Annotated in this window: 14 protein-coding genes; 9 read left to right on the forward strand and 5 right to left on the reverse strand. The window is 55.4% G+C overall.

What is annotated here, in order from left to right:
• Nucleotides 1-8: 8 nt before the first annotated feature.
• Nucleotides 9-2,612 (reverse strand): type VI secretion system Vgr family protein, encoded by a 2,604-nt coding sequence (locus tag ACZ5EH_RS06200; RefSeq protein WP_464278270.1) that lies wholly within the window; start codon nucleotides 2,610-2,612, stop codon nucleotides 9-11.
• Between the two features lie 271 nt (nucleotides 2,613-2,883).
• Here ACZ5EH_RS06200 and ACZ5EH_RS06205 point away from each other — a divergent pair, with 271 nt between their 5' ends.
• Complete coding sequence (locus ACZ5EH_RS06205; RefSeq protein ID WP_464277260.1) at nucleotides 2,884-4,029, forward strand: hypothetical protein; 1,146 nt, start codon at nucleotides 2,884-2,886, stop codon at nucleotides 4,027-4,029.
• Nucleotides 4,030-4,113: 84 nt separating this feature from the next.
• Here ACZ5EH_RS06205 and ACZ5EH_RS06210 read toward each other — a convergent pair whose 3' ends face one another.
• A complete protein-coding gene (locus ACZ5EH_RS06210; protein ID WP_464277261.1) occupies nucleotides 4,114-4,779 on the reverse strand; it encodes a precorrin-8X methylmutase in 666 nt (221 codons plus the stop codon).
• 25 nt (nucleotides 4,780-4,804) lie between these two features.
• The gene (locus ACZ5EH_RS06215; protein ID WP_464277262.1) at nucleotides 4,805-6,208 is read right to left on the reverse strand and encodes a cobyrinate a,c-diamide synthase; all 1,404 of its coding nucleotides are present in this window, start codon (nucleotides 6,206-6,208) and stop codon (nucleotides 4,805-4,807) included.
• 46 nt (nucleotides 6,209-6,254) lie between these two features.
• Here ACZ5EH_RS06215 and ACZ5EH_RS06220 point away from each other — a divergent pair, with 46 nt between their 5' ends.
• Nucleotides 6,255-6,524 carry a helix-hairpin-helix domain-containing protein gene (locus tag ACZ5EH_RS06220; RefSeq protein WP_464277263.1) on the forward strand — a complete coding sequence of 90 codons (270 nt, stop codon included), beginning with the start codon at nucleotides 6,255-6,257 and terminating at the stop codon, nucleotides 6,522-6,524.
• Between the two features lie 87 nt (nucleotides 6,525-6,611).
• Nucleotides 6,612-7,220, forward strand: coding sequence for a DUF445 domain-containing protein (locus ACZ5EH_RS06225; RefSeq protein WP_464277264.1), 609 nt, complete (start codon nucleotides 6,612-6,614; stop codon nucleotides 7,218-7,220).
• A gap of 19 nt (nucleotides 7,221-7,239) precedes the next feature.
• Here ACZ5EH_RS06225 and ACZ5EH_RS06230 read toward each other — a convergent pair whose 3' ends face one another.
• Both ACZ5EH_RS06230 and ACZ5EH_RS06235 read right to left on the reverse strand, forming a co-directional pair.
• A complete protein-coding gene (locus tag ACZ5EH_RS06230; protein WP_464277265.1) occupies nucleotides 7,240-9,648 on the reverse strand; it encodes a sensor domain-containing protein in 2,409 nt (802 codons plus the stop codon).
• 19 nt (nucleotides 9,649-9,667) lie between these two features.
• On the reverse strand, nucleotides 9,668-10,915 hold the full coding sequence (locus ACZ5EH_RS06235; RefSeq protein ID WP_464277266.1) for an HDOD domain-containing protein: 1,248 nt from the start codon (nucleotides 10,913-10,915) through the stop codon (nucleotides 9,668-9,670).
• A 215-nt stretch (nucleotides 10,916-11,130) separates the two neighbouring features.
• Between ACZ5EH_RS06235 and ACZ5EH_RS06240 the strand changes: the two genes are divergently transcribed.
• The 6 genes from ACZ5EH_RS06240 to ACZ5EH_RS06265 are packed head-to-tail and all read left to right on the forward strand — an operon-like array spanning nucleotide 11,131 to nucleotide 16,449.
• Complete coding sequence (locus ACZ5EH_RS06240) at nucleotides 11,131-12,108, forward strand: HD-GYP domain-containing protein (protein ID WP_464277267.1); 978 nt, start codon at nucleotides 11,131-11,133, stop codon at nucleotides 12,106-12,108.
• Between the two features lie 12 nt (nucleotides 12,109-12,120).
• On the forward strand, nucleotides 12,121-12,909 hold the full coding sequence (locus ACZ5EH_RS06245) for a tRNA1(Val) (adenine(37)-N6)-methyltransferase (RefSeq protein ID WP_464277268.1): 789 nt from the start codon (nucleotides 12,121-12,123) through the stop codon (nucleotides 12,907-12,909).
• 44 nt (nucleotides 12,910-12,953) lie between these two features.
• Entirely contained in the window at nucleotides 12,954-14,414 is a 1,461-nt protein-coding gene (locus ACZ5EH_RS06250) for an AAA family ATPase (RefSeq protein ID WP_464277269.1), read from the forward strand.
• Nucleotides 14,407-15,432, forward strand: a complete 1,026-nt coding sequence (locus ACZ5EH_RS06255; RefSeq protein ID WP_464277270.1) for a metallophosphoesterase family protein — start codon at nucleotides 14,407-14,409, stop codon at nucleotides 15,430-15,432. Before ACZ5EH_RS06250 ends, ACZ5EH_RS06255 begins: the two co-directional genes overlap by 8 nt.
• Nucleotides 15,410-15,718: a hypothetical protein gene (locus tag ACZ5EH_RS06260; RefSeq protein ID WP_464277271.1), complete on the forward strand. Its 309-nt coding sequence runs from the start codon at nucleotides 15,410-15,412 to the stop codon at nucleotides 15,716-15,718. Before ACZ5EH_RS06255 ends, ACZ5EH_RS06260 begins: the two co-directional genes overlap by 23 nt.
• On the forward strand, nucleotides 15,715-16,449 hold the full coding sequence (locus tag ACZ5EH_RS06265) for a P-loop NTPase family protein (RefSeq protein ID WP_464277272.1): 735 nt from the start codon (nucleotides 15,715-15,717) through the stop codon (nucleotides 16,447-16,449). Before ACZ5EH_RS06260 ends, ACZ5EH_RS06265 begins: the two co-directional genes overlap by 4 nt.

A 16,449-nucleotide genomic window follows, 5' to 3' on the forward strand; every position in this document is an offset into this window, starting at 1 on the left:
CGGTTGTCTCAGCCTAGCTGGATGATGCCGGCTTCGTTAATGGCAAGTGTGCCGGCATGGAGTTGGCCACCCATGAAATTCAGTTTTATGCCATTGGGTGTGACGGCAATGGCGTCGTTGCCGCATTCCAGTTTGGCTTCCCCATTGGTAAGAGTTGCTTTCCCGGGGTTGCCCGCCTGCAGGCTCTCAAGCTTTACTCCATTATTATCCATGGAGATTTGGGCGCTGTTCTTCTTGAAGAGTACGATACCGTCCTCGAAAAGCGTGATGGAAATATCGGGGTCGGGAGTGCCTATGGCGATTGTGATGGCGTTGCCGTCCTCAAGCTGGATGGTCGCTTTTTCTTTGTTGACGAGTTTTATTTTTTCTCCTTTTGCCGTAATCTGTACTACGGATTTGTTGGCTTCTGGGGAGTCTGGTCCCAGTTCGTCCACTTCCGCCGTGAAGGTGGCGTCATCTTTGACAACGTTATTGACTTTCATGGCGATGCCACTGCGGGCCAGTTTGATCTCGGAAGTTTTGGCCTTACTTGATAGTTCTTCGAATTTTTTGACAAAACTTTTGACTTTTGCCCCGCCGGCAATAGCCATGCCCGCGCCGATGACATCCATGGCGATGCCAAGGCCGCCCCAATTAACATCTGCATCGCGCAAGATACCTTCGGGATAATATACACCCTGAGTCACCACGGCGCCTGCCCCGGCTGTCAGGCAACCGCCAATGCCAAGATTGAGGGCTCTTCTTGCCTGACTCACAAGATTTTCCATTTGCTCGTTTATTCCGCCAGCAAGTGTGAGAGAGTTGATCCCTGTCTGGTCAATGTCGTCTTTCAAGTCCGTAGACTCTTCGCCGAGGTCTATGGCAGGCCCCCTTACGTATTCAATTTTGGAGGCGGCTGTGGCGCTGTACGTCATGGCTCCGGTGAGTTCACTTTTTACGCCGATGAATACTTCATTTGTCAATCCGGCGGTCAGTTCATTCTTTACGCCCAGTGTCGCCTCACTTTTGGCGCCCACGGTATATTCCTCGTACTCGCCTTTGGTTGCTTGGCTTATGCTGCCGCCGCTTTGCTTGGACTTGCCCACCATGATGCCGCTTTCGTGGAAGGGCGAGAAAAGCCCCACGAATTCCTGTCCCTCGCGGTCGCCCATCAGCAGCATGTTGCCGCGGGCGCTTTTAATGGCATTGACCGGGTTGTTGGCGTCTTTGACGATGGAGGGTTTTTCAAAGTTGGAAACCGCCCCTGTAATGACAGGACGGTCAGGGTCTCCCTCCACAAAACTGAGCATGATTTCAGTGCCTTTTAGCAAGGGGAAGTGCATGCCGTGGTCGGCGCCGCCATAGGGTTCGGCCATGCGAATCCAGTGCGATGCGTTGCCGTCGGGCTTACCGGAAAGGTCAAAGGGCAGCTTGATTTTATAGCGCCCCTTGTCGTCCAGCTGGGCGTATTTGCCTTCTCCCTGAGCATCTACAGTGGCGCTGATGGTGCCATTGAAGCGTGGGCGCGGGGTCAAGCGAGGCGGCCGGTATTGGGCATCGGCAGGGATGGCAGTGAATTCATTACGGTAGTAGTTATTGGCTTCTCTTTCTGAAAGCACGGGGCCCAACCCGGACATGAGGAAAGCGGTCTGGTCGCCTTCATGCTCCACGCGGACTGCCAGATAGGTTGCATTATGCGCCTGGGTGAAATGATTGCTGAGGGAAAAGGTATAGCCCGTGCGGACAAAAGGAGCCGAACTTTTGCCCTTGAAGCGCTTTTGCCTGCTTCTCGCTTCCTCGGCACGGACCTTTGCTATGCGCTTGGCCTCGTCCGTGCTCTTCAGGTTGTCCCCATACATGTAGACCTTGCCCATGCCGGATGGGGAGACATTCGCCTCGCCACTGTCCAGGTCAACAGTAGGGAGGCGGTAGTTGTAATCCCTGAGTTTAACGGACTGAGGCACGAGGTTCTGCTCGCACACGAAACGGGATGCCGCCACTTCACGCTGTGTGAACTCCATGCCCCCCCCTTGCAGATAACGCAGGGTGGGTTGGCCAGGCAGCGTTGTATGCGAAATGAGCGAATCGGTGACGATCAACTTTTCACCGCGATCTCCCTGTTCGAAAAAGTAGTAGAAGCCTTCGCGCTCGCACCAGCGTGAAAAGAAATCAAAGTGCGATTCGTTGTACTGGCAGACGTATTCTCGCGGGAGGTAGTTCTGGGTCAGGCGAAATTCAAAATCCTGACTGGTGAGAATGCCGGAATCCTGGAGCACTGAGGCGAGAATCTCGGGAATGCTCTTTTCCAGGAAAACCTGGTTGTGGCTGGTCATGCCCAGAGCCCAGAGCCGCGGTGCAAGCTGGGCCTTGTAGAAAACGTACCCCCCAGTACTCTGCAGTTGCTCAAAACGAACAACGATGCCCTGGTAACGCAGGTCCATGTCCTTGTGCAGGAAGACAAGGCGGGCCATGCCTTCGATAACGTCTTCCATATCCAGGTCGTTTTTTGAGGAAACCAGCAAAATATCAAAGAGGTACGGCTTGGAAATCTCCTCGGCGCCGCTGAAGGAGACGACCATGAATGTGTCTGCCGGTAGGTTCATGGACACGAAGGAAAAGCGTCTGTCCTGCATCACGCATTTGCTCCAGTGATTTATAGTAGTCGGAATTGCAGTCGCTATAGATAAATTATCATGCACTTCATGTTGGAGCAACTTTGGAGATGCCAGTCTTTAATATTGCCGCCACAGGCTCCACCCCAGGTGCCGCCCCGGGTGCCGGCCCAGGTGTCGGCAGGCGTTTTGACCTTGCAGGACAAAGGGCTTATGAAAAGGTGCGCTCCATGCGCGAGCATGCGGCTGCCCGAGGAAACCAAAATATTAGTGTACGAACACAGGAAGATATATGTCAGGAAATAACAGCGTCAGCGTCGAGCCCATATCCTTCGGCACCCCCGAGATGGACGCCTTTGTGCGTCTGCCGTGGCGGATTCAAAAAGACGACCCTTGCTGGGTGCCGCCTACCCTTAAATTGCAGCTTGATTTCCTGAATCCGAGAAAGGGCCCTTTTTTCGAGATCGGCGAAGTACAGTACTTTTTGGCCAGCAAAAATGGCGAACCAGCAGGACGTCTCAGCGCCCACATAAGCCATGCTCACGACAAATACCACGATGACAACGCAGGGTTTTTCGGCTTTTTTGAATGTATAAACGATCAGGAAGTGGCCAACGCCCTTTTGGATACGGCAGCGGCCTGGCTACGCGAACGAGGGCGGTCCATCATCCGTGGCCCCATGTCCTTCGGCATATATGACGAAGTCGGCGTTCTGGTGGACGGTTTCGACAGTTTGCCAGCCCTGCTGCAAACGCATAATCCGCCATTTTATAAAGACCTCTTGGAAAACTGGGGCCTTGATAAGGCCACGGACTGGTTTGCCCTGCGCTCACAGGATCGTAACCCCCCTGTGGAGCAGTGGCGCGAAAAGCTAGACAAGATTCTGGCGGAAGACGCCAAAGGCCTGCAAATGGTCAAGCCCGACTTCAAGAGCATGTTTGACCGTGCAGAGGAAGTGCTGGAGCTTTTCAACCACGTATGGGGCAAGAACTGGGGGCATGTTCCGTTTACCCGTAAACAGTTCGAGGACAACTTGAAGGAGCTGAAGCCCCTGTTCAGACCCGAGCTTGTGCGGTTTTTTCTGGATGGAGACGAACTTGTAGCCTTTATGGTCACTATTCCGGACATCAACCCCACTCTGCAAACCTTCAACGGCAACTTGAACCTTTACCAGATGCTCAAGGTATATCTCGAGGGGCGCTGGGGGTCGCTTAAAAAGCTGCGCACCATCCTCATGGGGGTGCGTGAAGGCTATCAACGCCGGCGTTTGCACGACGCCATGATCATTTCCACCTATCTCGACCTGCTCAAATACAAGACAGCGGATTGCTGCGATTGCTCTCTGATAATGGAGGACCACCGTTACTTCATCCGCTCCCTCAGGGCGTACAACGTGCATAAATACAAAACCTGGCGGATTTTCGAAAAACCGCTGTGATAACGCACAGGCGGCAGCCTTGATTTATTGGGGGAAACTTTTCGGAGCTTCCCCCTTTTTCATTGCAGTGGACTGGAAAGGAAGCTACCGCGCGGCTATTTCCGCCAGGGCATTGATGGTCGCGGCGGCAAGCGCCGAACCGCCTTTACGCCCTTGCAAACTGATGGACTGCAAATGGGGGCGCTCCAGCAGGCAGAGTTTGGCTTCAGAAGCCAGCACAAACCCCACGGGCATGCCGATGATAAGCGCCGGGGGCGTGGCGCCCTGATCTATACGATCAAGCAGGCGTATGAGTGCGGTGGGCGCGTTGCCAATGGCGACAATGGCCCCCCCGACTCCATGGGGCAGTGCGTCCGACTGCCCGTCTACAGCCACATCAACAGCGGCTGCCGTGCGCGTGCAGCCCTTGGTTGCCGCCAATTCTGCGGTAACCGGATCGTTGATCAGACAGACGGCGCTACATCCCAGGGGGCGCAGTCTGCGCTCGGGCATGCCCATGCGCGCCATCTGCGTATCCGTCAGGATGATGCACCCCTGTTGCAATGCCTTGATGCCTGCTTCCACGGCATCTGGGGTGAAGCGCAATACGTCCAAAAGACCAAAATCTGCGCTTGTGTGCACCAGCCGCCGGGCAATCTCCCAGGCGTGGCCAGAAAACGGACGCGGCTGTGGCGCTTCTGCGTCAATAATGGCAAATGAGCGGGGCTCAATGGCTTCCGGAGGCAAAGGGGTGGGCAGGTCGCTGGTCATATAGTTTCTCCAGGGAGTGAATTGGCTAGGGGGTCTTACTGTCCGCACATGCGGCAAGGAACGCCGCAGCGGCTTTTGGGTTGCTGCCGAAGTGCATGTGTACGTATGAACCGAGCACGTTTCCTTTCATGTAGCCACCGGCTTCTGCAGGCCGGCCGCGTCTGTCCAAAACAGTATATACTTTTGTGGCTGTCGCGTCAGGCCTTGATATGAATGAGTAATGAAATTCATGCCCTTTGATTGTGGTCAAAGGCGGGCCAAAAAGTGTGGGCGCACTTATTTCCACTTCCCTATATCCCAGGGAGCGCAGCCGGGGCTCCATGCGGCAGTCCATGTCAAAAAGCCCGACCATGGGCCAGGGGGGGGGTGCGTCCTTGGCCTCCAGTTTTGCCATGAGATACATGAAGCCGCCACACTCCCCGTATACTGGTTTTCCAGCAAATCCAAAGGCCTGCACCGCCTGACGCATGGAAGTGTTTTGTGAGAGCTCCCTGGCGTAGAGTTCCGGGTAGCCGCCGCCAAAATAGAGCCCGTCCAAATGTTGGGGCAGGGTACTGTCTTCCAGCGGAGAAAAGAAAACGAGTTCAGCGCCCAGCTCCTGGAGCAGGCGAAAATTTTCCGGATAATAGAAGCAAAAAGCCCGATCTTTTGCCACTCCCAGGCGGATGGTGTATGGCGGTGCTTCCTGATGGGATTGCGCGGAAAAAGCAGTGGTGGTGATCTGCGGCAGCGACTCCACCATATCCGGCAAGGGCACTCCTTTTTCCACCCAGTCAGCCAGGGCGTTAACACGCTGGGTATGGAGCACGCCATCCGCTGCGGTATGCAGCCCAAGGTGGCGGCTGGGGAGTTCCACATCGGGTTCGCGCTCCAGAAAACCGGCGATGGGTACGCCTGTAGCGTGCATGGCTTCTTCCAGCAGCTCCCTGTGTCGGGGGGAGCCTACGCGGTTGAAAATCACGCCGGCCAAATGCAGGGCGGGATCAAAGGTGGCGAACCCGTGCACAAGTGCGGCGGCAGAGCGCGCCATGGAGCGGGCGTCCACCACGAGCAGCACGGGGAGACCGAGCCATTTGGCCATTTCTGCGCTGGAACCTGTTTCATCGACGCCGCTTGCGCCATCGAAAAGACCCATGACGCCTTCGACTATGGCAATGTCGCACCCGTGGGCATGGCGCTGAAAAAGTGTACGGTTGCAATCGCGCCCCAGCATCCAGCCGTCAAGATTGTGGCTGGTTCTGCCCGAGGCGGCGGCATGGAGTCCGGGGTCTATGAAGTCAGGCCCCACCTTGAAAGGTTGCACCTGCATGCCGCGGCGGGCGCAGGCGGCCATCAGCGCTAGGCTGACTGTTGTCTTGCCGCACCCGCTGTGTGTGCCGGCCAGCATGACGCCTTTGGTATGCGTGGGGACTTCATTGTGTATTGCCAAGCCGTTATCCGTGCATTATCAGTGTGTGCCGTCGCAAGGAGGAGCCATGAACGCCGCGTCTAAGGAGTTACAACGCATCCCTGGAGTGGGCAAGCAGGTGGCGCAGGATTTGTTGGACCTGGGTTACACTGCTGTCGACCAGCTGGCGGGGGAGGATCCGCAGGCGATGTATGCAAATCTTTGCGCCCTGCAAGGGGGGCGGGTTGATCGTTGCATGCTCTATGTGTTCCGCTGCGCCGTGTATTATGCTGCAAAGCAGGACCATGCAGACGATGCTCTGGATGAGAAACTCAAGTGGTGGAATTGGAAGGATTAAAGCCGCCGCACATAGGTGAAGATGAACGGTCGAGCGCTTTTGGGCCGTGTTGATCAGTTAACCACGTTGCTTATTGGAAAGGAAATCATGGATGCATTTCATTTGAAATTGGCCCTGGCGCCTGTCATTTGTGCGCTCATCGGCTGGCTCACGAACTATCTGGCGGTGAAGATGCTGTTTCACCCCAGGAAACCGGTGAAGATACTTTTCTACACCATGCAGGGCATTTTTCCCAAGCGGCAGAAGGCCTTGGCGCGCAATCTGGGCGAGATGGTGCAAGGCGAACTCATCTCCCATGAAGATGTTGTGGGGGTGCTGCAGGACAAGGCCTTTCTGGACAAGGTAAGGACCATGTCTGGTGATTATGCGGATTCACTTGTGCGGGAGCGGCTGGTGACGCTGCACCCCATGATCGGCATGTTCCTCAATGACGAGATGGCTGAAAAGATCAAGGATATGCTCGGCAGTGAGCTGGAATCCCTCATCCCCCGCGTGGTGGAGGAAGCCTCCCGCGAGTTGGAATCCAAACTGGATTTCAAGGAAATGGTGCGCGAGAAGGTGGAAGCGTTTTCCATGGACAAGCTTGAATCCATCCTGTTCGCCATCATGCGTCAGGAGTTTCGCTTCATAGAACTGGTGGGTGGTGTGCTGGGATTTATGGTGGGGTTGGTGCAGGCCGCGATTTTTGCCCTGTAACCAGTGACGGCTAAGCGGGCTAGCGGTCGTCGGAGACGTCATTGAAGACCTTGCCGCAGACCTCGGAATAGAAGCAGTAGCCGTTACCCCCTTTGTCTTTGGCCATGTACATTGCGGCGTCAGCGTTATGCAGCAGTGAATCGGCCGTGTTGCCATCCTGGGGGTACAGGCTGATGCCGATACTCACGCCCACATGGCACTTAATGCCTTCCGGAAAATAGGGTTTCACCAACGCCCCTACCAGGGCTTGGGCCACTTTTTCCGCGTCCATGGTGCTACGGATGTCGTTGAGCAGCAGCGCGAACTCGTCGCCCCCTATACGCGCCAGAATGTCAGATGCGCGAACCCGGGCCTGCAAGCGTTGGGCGGCTTCGCTGAGCAGCAAGTCGCCCACGTGGTGCCCGTGGCGGTCGTTGACGATCTTGAAGTTGTCCAAGTCCAAATACAAAATGGCGAACTGCTTGTTGTTGCGTTCTGCGTGGCCAAGGATCTGCTCGAAACGCTCGAGGTACAGGTAGCGGTTGGGTACGCCGGTGAGGCCGTCCATGGTGGCCTTGTGCTTGAGACGAAATTCGGAAATCTTCCGCTCGGTGACATCCTCTATAAGTCCTTCGACCCGCTCCATGTCGCCAGAGGCATTGACCGAGGTCCACGCGCTTATGGAAACCCATATCTTGCGCCCGTCTCTGCGGCGAAACTGCATTTCATAGTTGAGCGCTTCGCCCTGGGTCTGCAACGCCTGGATAAAGCTTACGCGGCTTTCATCATCAACTGATACCGTTTCAAGCAGACTCAGTTCGCTTTCCAGCAGCGATTTTGGGTCGTCGAATCCCAACATTCTGGCCAGGGCAGGGTTGGCTTTGAGCAGCTTGCCATGCGGGTTGGAAATGTACATGCCCTCGACAGAATTATCGAAAATATTACGGTAGGTCTGCTCTGCCTGGCGCAGGGCGTCCTGGGTCATACGTGTTGTGGTCACGTCTTCCACCATGTCCACAAAATACAGCGGCTGCCGCTGCTGGTTGCGCACCAGCGTCATGGTTGTTTTGCCCAGCCGGATGGAACCGTCCTTGCGTACGTATCGTTTTTCAAGGGTAAGGTTCACATGGGTGCCATCCATCAACTGCGTATTGGCGACCTGTTTATGGGGCAGGTCGTCCTTGTGTAAAATGTCGCCTATGGAAAGTGCGAACAGTTCTCTTCTCGAGTAGCCGAGCATATCCAGGAAAACAGGGTTGCAATCCAGGAAGTGCCCCTCCACGTCATGCAGCACAATACCTATGCCGGCCATCATGAACACAGCGCGGAACCGTGCTTCGCTGTCACGCAGGGCCGCTTCGGCGCTTTTCTTTTCTGTGATGTCTATGCCGGTGCCGATGACAAATTCCACCTGGCCATCACTGTCCAGGATCACTGAATTGTTCCAGGAAATGTGACGGTGCGAACCGCTGCGGCTTATCCAGCAATCTTCATGATAGTTGGGAAACTTGCCTGCAAGCAGAGAGGCAAAGGTATTTTTAAGGGTTTCGCGTTCTTCCGGGGGAGAAAACAGGTCCCATATCTTATGGCCAAGCACTTCGTGGGTCAGGTACCCTGATGTGTTCTCGCATGCGCTGTTGAAGCGAACAATGTTGCCATTGGTATCCAGGACCACCACCAGGGCGCCGGCGGTTTCCAGAATGGCGGAGATGAAGTCACGTTCGTGTATAAGTTCGCTTTGGGCTCGTTTGCGCTGGCGTATTTCACACAGTAGATTGTCATTGGCATGGGTCAGGTCCTGGGTGCGTTCAGCTACTTCGTCTTCAAGCTGGTTGCGGTGCTCCAGGAGTTTGCACTCGGACTCGGCCAATTTGGCCACGTGATCCTTGAGTTCCTGGTTTATGCCGTTGATATAATGATATAGCTGATGGCTTTCCAATACGGCTGCGCTGGAAAGCAGAATAATGGACAAAAGGGCGTAGGATGTATCCAGGATATATTTCTTTTCCTGGTCCAGTATGCCAAACAGCATGCCCCTGGTTCTGGAGGCGGTGCTGATGCTGTGCAGCAACAGTTCCTGCTTGTCCAGGGAAGAGACAATGAGAGGTTTGTCCCGCTGCAGCGCCCAGGAAAACGTGGCGTCCTGGATCAACGCTTCTGCTTGTTTCTCGAAAAACGCGGCGCTTTCAGGCGGATCTGCGTAGGCAAGATAAAAGTCCGAGTCAGCTTCATTGACCAAAAGAATGGCAACGCTTTTGAAGCGGATCAAGGAACGGACCTTTTCTGCTGTTTCTTCAAGCAACGGCAGAACGCTGGTAACATTGCTCAGGCTGGTGTGGAAGTGCCCGAGTGTCGCAGCGGTTTCCAAGGCGCTTACAGCGACGTTTTTCTCCCGCCGCAGATAGGCAACCTCTTCTTCAAGTCTATGTATGCGTTCCTTGTCGTCCATGAACTTTCCTAGCCCGCTATCAGTGCTCACCCAGGAATGTGTTAAAAATGTCCTGGATGAGATGTTCCCCCTGGCTCATGACGGAAGAGAGCACGCCAGGGCTGAGTTCCAAGGCCTCCCATGCCTGCTGATTTAAAGGAGGAACATAAAAGAGTCCCTTGTATCCTGTCCAGAGGGACCGTGCCATAATGTCGGCGCAGTGCACAACTGCAGCATCGACAATATGGGGAGACTGCCCCGGGGAATGGTGGTAGGTTACCATTTCTTCCAGTGATTCTGGAAACTGCCAAAGACGCATCAGATTGCTTGCTACGGCGGAATGGTCAAAACCGATAACTTCCTGTTCGGCTTCGAACAGCAGACACGGTTTGCTGCGTGCAATATTAAGGGTGATGGCGGCGCAACGGGGCGCATTTTTGAGAATGACCAACCGCCCTATGTCATGGATGAGGCCGCCAAGAAAAAATCGTTCTTCAGAAAGCCCGGCCATATGGCTGGCCAGAATGTGGGCAAACACGCCACAGGCTATCGAGTGCATCCAAAAATTGCGCATGTCCATCAATTCGGGGGGAACATCCTCGAAATATTCAACAACGGAAACACCCAGAGCGAGCATGGAAAGCTCTTTGCTGCCCACCAGCGCCACAGCGCGGGTAATGGAATCAACTTTGGAAGGAAATCCGTAAAAAGGGCTGTTCACCAATCGTAACAATTTGGCTGAAAGCGCAGCGTCCTTGCTGACCACGTCTGCCACGTGGGAAGCGGTGCTGCTGGGGCTGTTCAGAACATCAGCAATCTGGAAATAAATGTCAGGAAAACTAGCAAGCTCGACTTCCGCCCCTGCCAGGTCTTCAGGACCTGCAAATTGCTCTGGTTCTTCTTCCACAGGGACAAGGGGCGTTTCTTGGACGGTCTGGGTCTCAAGAGGTGAAGGACACCCCTGGCTGAGCCGTTGGGCGGTTTTGTTCAGGGATAGGCGCTGGAGTTCTATAACAGGCGGAAACTCGGTATTGCTAAGGGCGAAAAGGTCATCGACCAATTCCTTGCTGCGTTCTAAAATGGCAGGACTGAAATTGGCCTTGGACGCACCTTCTCCTTCGATCTCGCCCTCAATGTCGATTTCGTTCACACCCCAGATTTTGAGGATGCGCAAATGCTTTTCTTCAATTTCGACCCCTTTGGGCAACAGAAAGCGTCCATTTGCCCCCTTAAGGTCACAACCGAGCCGCATGCCAACTTCCAGGTCGTCAATGTGTAGCTTTACCATGATCTCTTTTTGTTGCGTATTTGCGGTCTCAAAAAGTCTTCTACTTGACGGATGGTCGCTTTTTTCAATTGGTACTATAAAATAATGGTAAATGAAAACAATTGACACAATTATTTTTACATCTAGGTGGGTGATTGAAGGTTGCAGGTTTTTTTGTGTAAAGCACTACCTGCACGGGGGGAATATATCACGCCCAGGAGGTTCGAGGTACAAGAATGGATGACGTTACGCAACAACAGATAGGCGTTTTTGAAGAGATATCGCCGATGATGCTGTTCCCCGGCACACAGGGCAGGTTCAGTCTTTATCTTAAGCAGCAGGGAGAGTATGTCCTTTACGCCAAGGAAGGTGAACAACTTACCTTCAAACACCGTAAAACATTGCGGGAAAATGGAGTTAACGAAGTATACATAAAGTCCTCACAAAAGGGACGTTATTTTGAATATCTTGAAAAGCATTTGGGCACTTTGCTGCAGGATGAGCAGGTTTCCCGCCATGAGCGGGCCGCCGTGCTTTATTCCGCCAGCGTCGGCATAATCAAGAATACTTTTGAGGAGTGTCTGCCGCCCGCACTGCAGGAAGAGCAATTCAACCGAGTGCTCAGCCTTGTGCGTGACTCAGTAAAGTTTCTTTCGCTGGACAACGCGCTGAAGACCATGGCCGCGTTTATCTCGCACGACTACATGACCTACAGCCACTGCGTGCAGGTCATGGTCTACACCACTGCCGTGCTTGCCTCCTATGGCATGGAGGGAGAGCCGCTGGTGCAAAGCGGCCTGGGCGCCATTCTCCATGATCTGGGAAAGACGCGAGTACCCAAGCGCATTCTCAACAAACCGAGCCGCCTGAATGCCGATGAGCGGGAAGTGATCAACACACACCCCCTGCAAGGGGTCTCGCTTTGCACCCATCTGCCCCTTACGGGTGATGCCATGAATTGCATTCTCTTTCACCATGAACGCCTGGATGGCAAAGGGTATCCTGGGGGGTTGAAGGGGGATGCCCTTCCCTTGAATGTGCGTGCTGTCGCCATTGCGGATGTATACGACGCCATGACTTCCGACCGCCCTTACGCCAAGGGGATGAAACCTTACGAAGCCTTGTGCAGAATACGCGATGAATTGGGCAGGGGGCTGGATATGGATGTGTTCAAACGCTTCATCTCCATTCTGAGTGGTGCGGAAATCATTTAATCATTGCCGCCTATGACCAGTGAATCTCCCTCTGCAGCAATAATAGACGCCCGTGAGTACTTTCCCCGGGGGCTCGTGCAGCCGGCAAAAGGCTGCCGTTTTTCCATGGACCCATTATTACTTGCTGCCTTCGCAGCCCAGAGCAAATGGCAGAATGCCCTGGATCTCGGCGCGGGGTGCGGTGTGGCGGGTCTGGCGCTCTTGCTCATACGCACGCAGCAGGCAGGCATTGCCGGCCGGGTGCTGGGCGTGGATCAGGATGTCGCAATGCTCACAGCGGCGGAAGAGAACGCCCGACTGTTGGGAGTAGAGGATCAGTACACAACCGGGCGTGTGGACCTGGCCGCTCCTGATGCTGCATGGAAGCTTCTTGCACCGGATCATTCCATGGACCTGGTGCTTTCCAACCCTCCTTTCAGGGCGCAGCAAAGCGGCAGAACGCCACCGGATGCGAACAGGCTGACCGCCCGTTTTGAAACAGGCGCCGGCCTGCCGGAGTTCGCCGTGGCGGCGCGCAGGGTGCTAACAACCAAAGGGCGCTTTTGCATCGTCTACCTGGCGGAGCGGCTGAGCCAGGCCTGTGCAGTGCTTGAAGAGGGCGGTTTCGCGGTCAAGCGCGTGCTCCCTGTCCACGGCAAGGCCGACCAACCCGCCAAACTGGTGCTGGTGGAAGCAAGGAAAGGAGGGGGGCCGGGTATGCAGTTGCTGCCGCCCCTCGTGCTTTATGCAGGAGCCGGTCAAGAGTGCGCCCTCACACAGGAGGCCCTTGCCTTTTGCCCGTTTTTGGCGTGCAATGCCTGATAAGGCGACACCCTCTAAATGTAGATAACCAACCTCGAATATAGATGATCACACGAATAGTGCTGCACAATTTCATGGCGCATGAGCATGCGGTCTTTGATTTGACTGCCGGCCTTACAGTGCTCACCGGGCCAAACAACACGGGGAAATCCGCGGTTGTCGAGGCGCTACGCTGCGTGGCCGAAAATCCAGCGCCAAAGCACCATATTCGTCATGGCGCCAAGGAAGCCAGGGTGGAAGTGCACCTGGAGGAAGGCTACCGGGTTGTTTGGGTGCGTACCAAGACCCACCCCCGTTATGAAATCTGGGCTCCTGACGCCGTTGAGCCCGAGGTCTACGCCAAGACGGGGGGCAAGGTTCCGGAAGACGTACAGGCCCTGTTGCGCATGAACCTGGTGCACCTGGAGGAAAGCAACCGAAAGATTGACGTGCACCTGGGGAATCAACGGGAACCCATCTTCTTGCTGAATGAGCCCGGGTCGGCCTTTGCGCAGTTTTTCGCCGCATCCACAGAAGGGGCGCATTTGCTGGCCATGCAGGATGCGCTTAAAGACAAAGCCCAAAGCGCCCGCCGCACGCGCGATGAAAACAAGCGCAGACTCGCCGCTATTGAAGCAGGGCTGGACGCTCTGGCGCCATTGCCCGCCCTTGAAATGTCCAGACAAAAAGCTGAAGTAGTGCTTGAAGAGATTGCCACACTTCAGGCAGGCATGCCGCAGCTCAACACACGTATCCAAACCATGCGCACGCTCAAATCCAGGTTACTGGCGCTGGGGCGTTCAACACAGGTTCTGGATACACTTACCACACCCCGGGAATTGCTGCCTGTTGCGGCTTTGGCCCGCATGGCCGGCGAGATACGCGGCCTTTTTCAGAACGTAGTGCTCACCCGCAAGCGGGAGCAGGCGCTGGCGCCTTTACAAGCTGTGCCTGCGCTGTATCCCACAGCCCGCCTGGCCACATTGCTTGCGCGTTTACGTAGGGGGCGCATCCAGCAGGAGGCGTGGAACAAACGCCAAAAAGAGCTTGCCCCCCTTCATGAAGCACCATCGCTGACAGCAACCGCATCCATGGCCAGGTTGCTGGAGCACAGAAACGAGTTGCAGCAGGGTATTCGGAATGCGCAGCACGCTGCAACGAGTCTTGTAAAACTTAAAGCAGCACCGGAATTATTTAGTATTTATCCCTTGGAACAGGCCATAGGCAAACTGCGTGGGCTGGATAAAAAGGTTGCTGCAATGCAAAAGGGAGGGGATGTGCTCACCGCCGTTGCAGCGCCCCCGGAACTGCATAACCCGAAGCCCCTTGAGCAACGCGTGAAAGATTTGAAGACCATGGGGGCGCGGCTGGAAGCACTGCGCGCGCAGGCAACCAGGCAGGAGCAGGCTTTGCAGGCCTGCCGCCACAGGCTGGAGGTGCGGCTTAAGGAAATGGGTGACTGTCCGACGTGTGGCGCGCCTCTGGATGCCCAGCGATTTTTGGAAAAGGGGCATTTTCATGGCTGAGAAGGTATTTTCCGCTGCGTCCGCCACGCTGCCTGTCATCCATGCCGACGGCTTGATACTGCCTGCTGATCCTCATGTGACGGCTACGCCTCCCGGGCAACGGATGGAGGGCTATCTCGAACATATTCTTGAAAAGCTCACTGCCATACTGGAAGAAGCCGTGCGGCGGAATCTGCAGGTGGTGATACTGGGCGATCTGTTTCACTGGCCGCGAGAGAACTCCAACCAGGTTTTGGTCCGGCTCATCGAACTGTTTGGCGAGCATGGGCGCAAGCACCTGAAGCCCTGGTGCCTGGTGGGCAACCACGACAAATACCAGGCGCGCTACACTCCGGATGTTTCCATGGCAGTGCTTGAAGTCGCCGGGGTTCTGGAGGTCATTTCCACCCCAGGGCCGCAATTCCTGCTTCAGGCGCATGGCCGCCGCCTGCTGGTGGGCGCTTCTCCCGATTTCAGCCCCTTGCCGGAGCGATATGAAAAGGGTGACAAGGACGAAGTGCTCTGGATCACGCACCACAACATAGGATTCCCTGATTTTGAGGACAAACCGCTGCGCATCCGGGAAGTGCCCGGCGTGGACTGGATGGTCAACGGACATATCCATCGCCCCCAGCCGATGCAGGTGAAGGGGAATACCCACTGGGTCAATCCAGGCGGCCTGGTGCGTATGCAATTCACGCGGTACAGTAAGGAGCGCAAGCCTGTAGCGGCTGTGTGGACGCCAGAGTGTCTGGAAAAGGGCGAGTTGGAGCTTTGGCAAGTGCCGATCCGCCCCTTTGAGGAAGTGTTTCCGGATCAGGCATTGCCGGAAGATAACGCGGGGCAGGTCGAGAGCGAATCCCTGTTCGTCCAAGGACTGGAGCGCCTTGCCTGGCGTCGGACCAAGGAAGGACTCGGGCTGAAGCAATTTTTGGGACAGAATCTGAAAGATACGCATGATCCAGAATCGAGCGCTGAAGAGCGGCTTGTCTGGAAATTATACGAGGAGGTTGTAAGTGGCGCAGAGAACAAGCACTGAGCAGGACCAGGCCCTGGAACAGGAACTGGCCAGATTGAAGCAGGAATATGAGCGTCTCAGGGAGCAGAAATTCCGTACTGAGGAAAATCTGTTGAACCTGCAGCGGCAACTTGAGGATTTGGAGGCTCAGGCCCGCGAAGAATACGGCACGTCTGACCCTGAAGCCCTGGAAAAGCTGCTGGAGGAAAAACGCGCGGAAAATGCCCGACTGGTGGCTGATTACCGCCGCCACATTCAGGAAATCAATGCAGGCCTGGCCTCGGTGGAGCAGGGCGAGCGGCAATGATGATGGAAGAAGGTGTCACCCTGCCAGGAACGGCTGAACTCGAGCGTGAGTTGGCAGCCATCACCCGTCGCATGGACAGGCTGCAGGGGCTGGCTGAAGAGCGTATAGCCGCCCATGGCAGCGCCAGGCAGGATATGGAGGAGGCCGAAGACTTCCTGGAAGTGGCTCCCCGTGCAAAAGAGCTTTTGGAGGAGCTTACCACGTCGCTTTTCGGCGAGATACTGAACGACGTGGAGTCCAACCTGACCCATGCGCTCCGCGAGATTCTGGGGCAGGAGCGCACCGTTGTCAGCAACCGGGAAATCAAAAGCAACAGGTTGCACGTGAATCTTTCCGTGCTCAGTCCGGAAGGAGAGGAAGACATATTGGTCGGACAGGGCGGTTCCGTCTGCAATATCCTGTCCGTGGGGCTCAGGCTAATTGCGCTTTCACGGCTGGACCCGGCGAACCACCGCCCTTTTCTGGTGCTGGATGAGCAGGACTGCTGGCTGAAACCAGAACTGGTGCCCGTGTTCATGAAGCTGATAGCGCGCATTGCCCGGGCTCTGGACCTGCAGGTTTTTGTGATCAGCCATCACCCTGTTGATCTGTTTGCCATGTACGCCAAGCGCATCTATTCCCTGCACCCCAAAAAGAAGGGCGGCCCCGAAGTCGTTCTGGAGAGGGATGTGGTTGACCTTCCCGAAGATACGGCCATTTTCTCCGGCCACTCTTCAAATTCAATGGAATGA

The organism is Desulfovibrio biadhensis, from assembly GCF_055388615.1.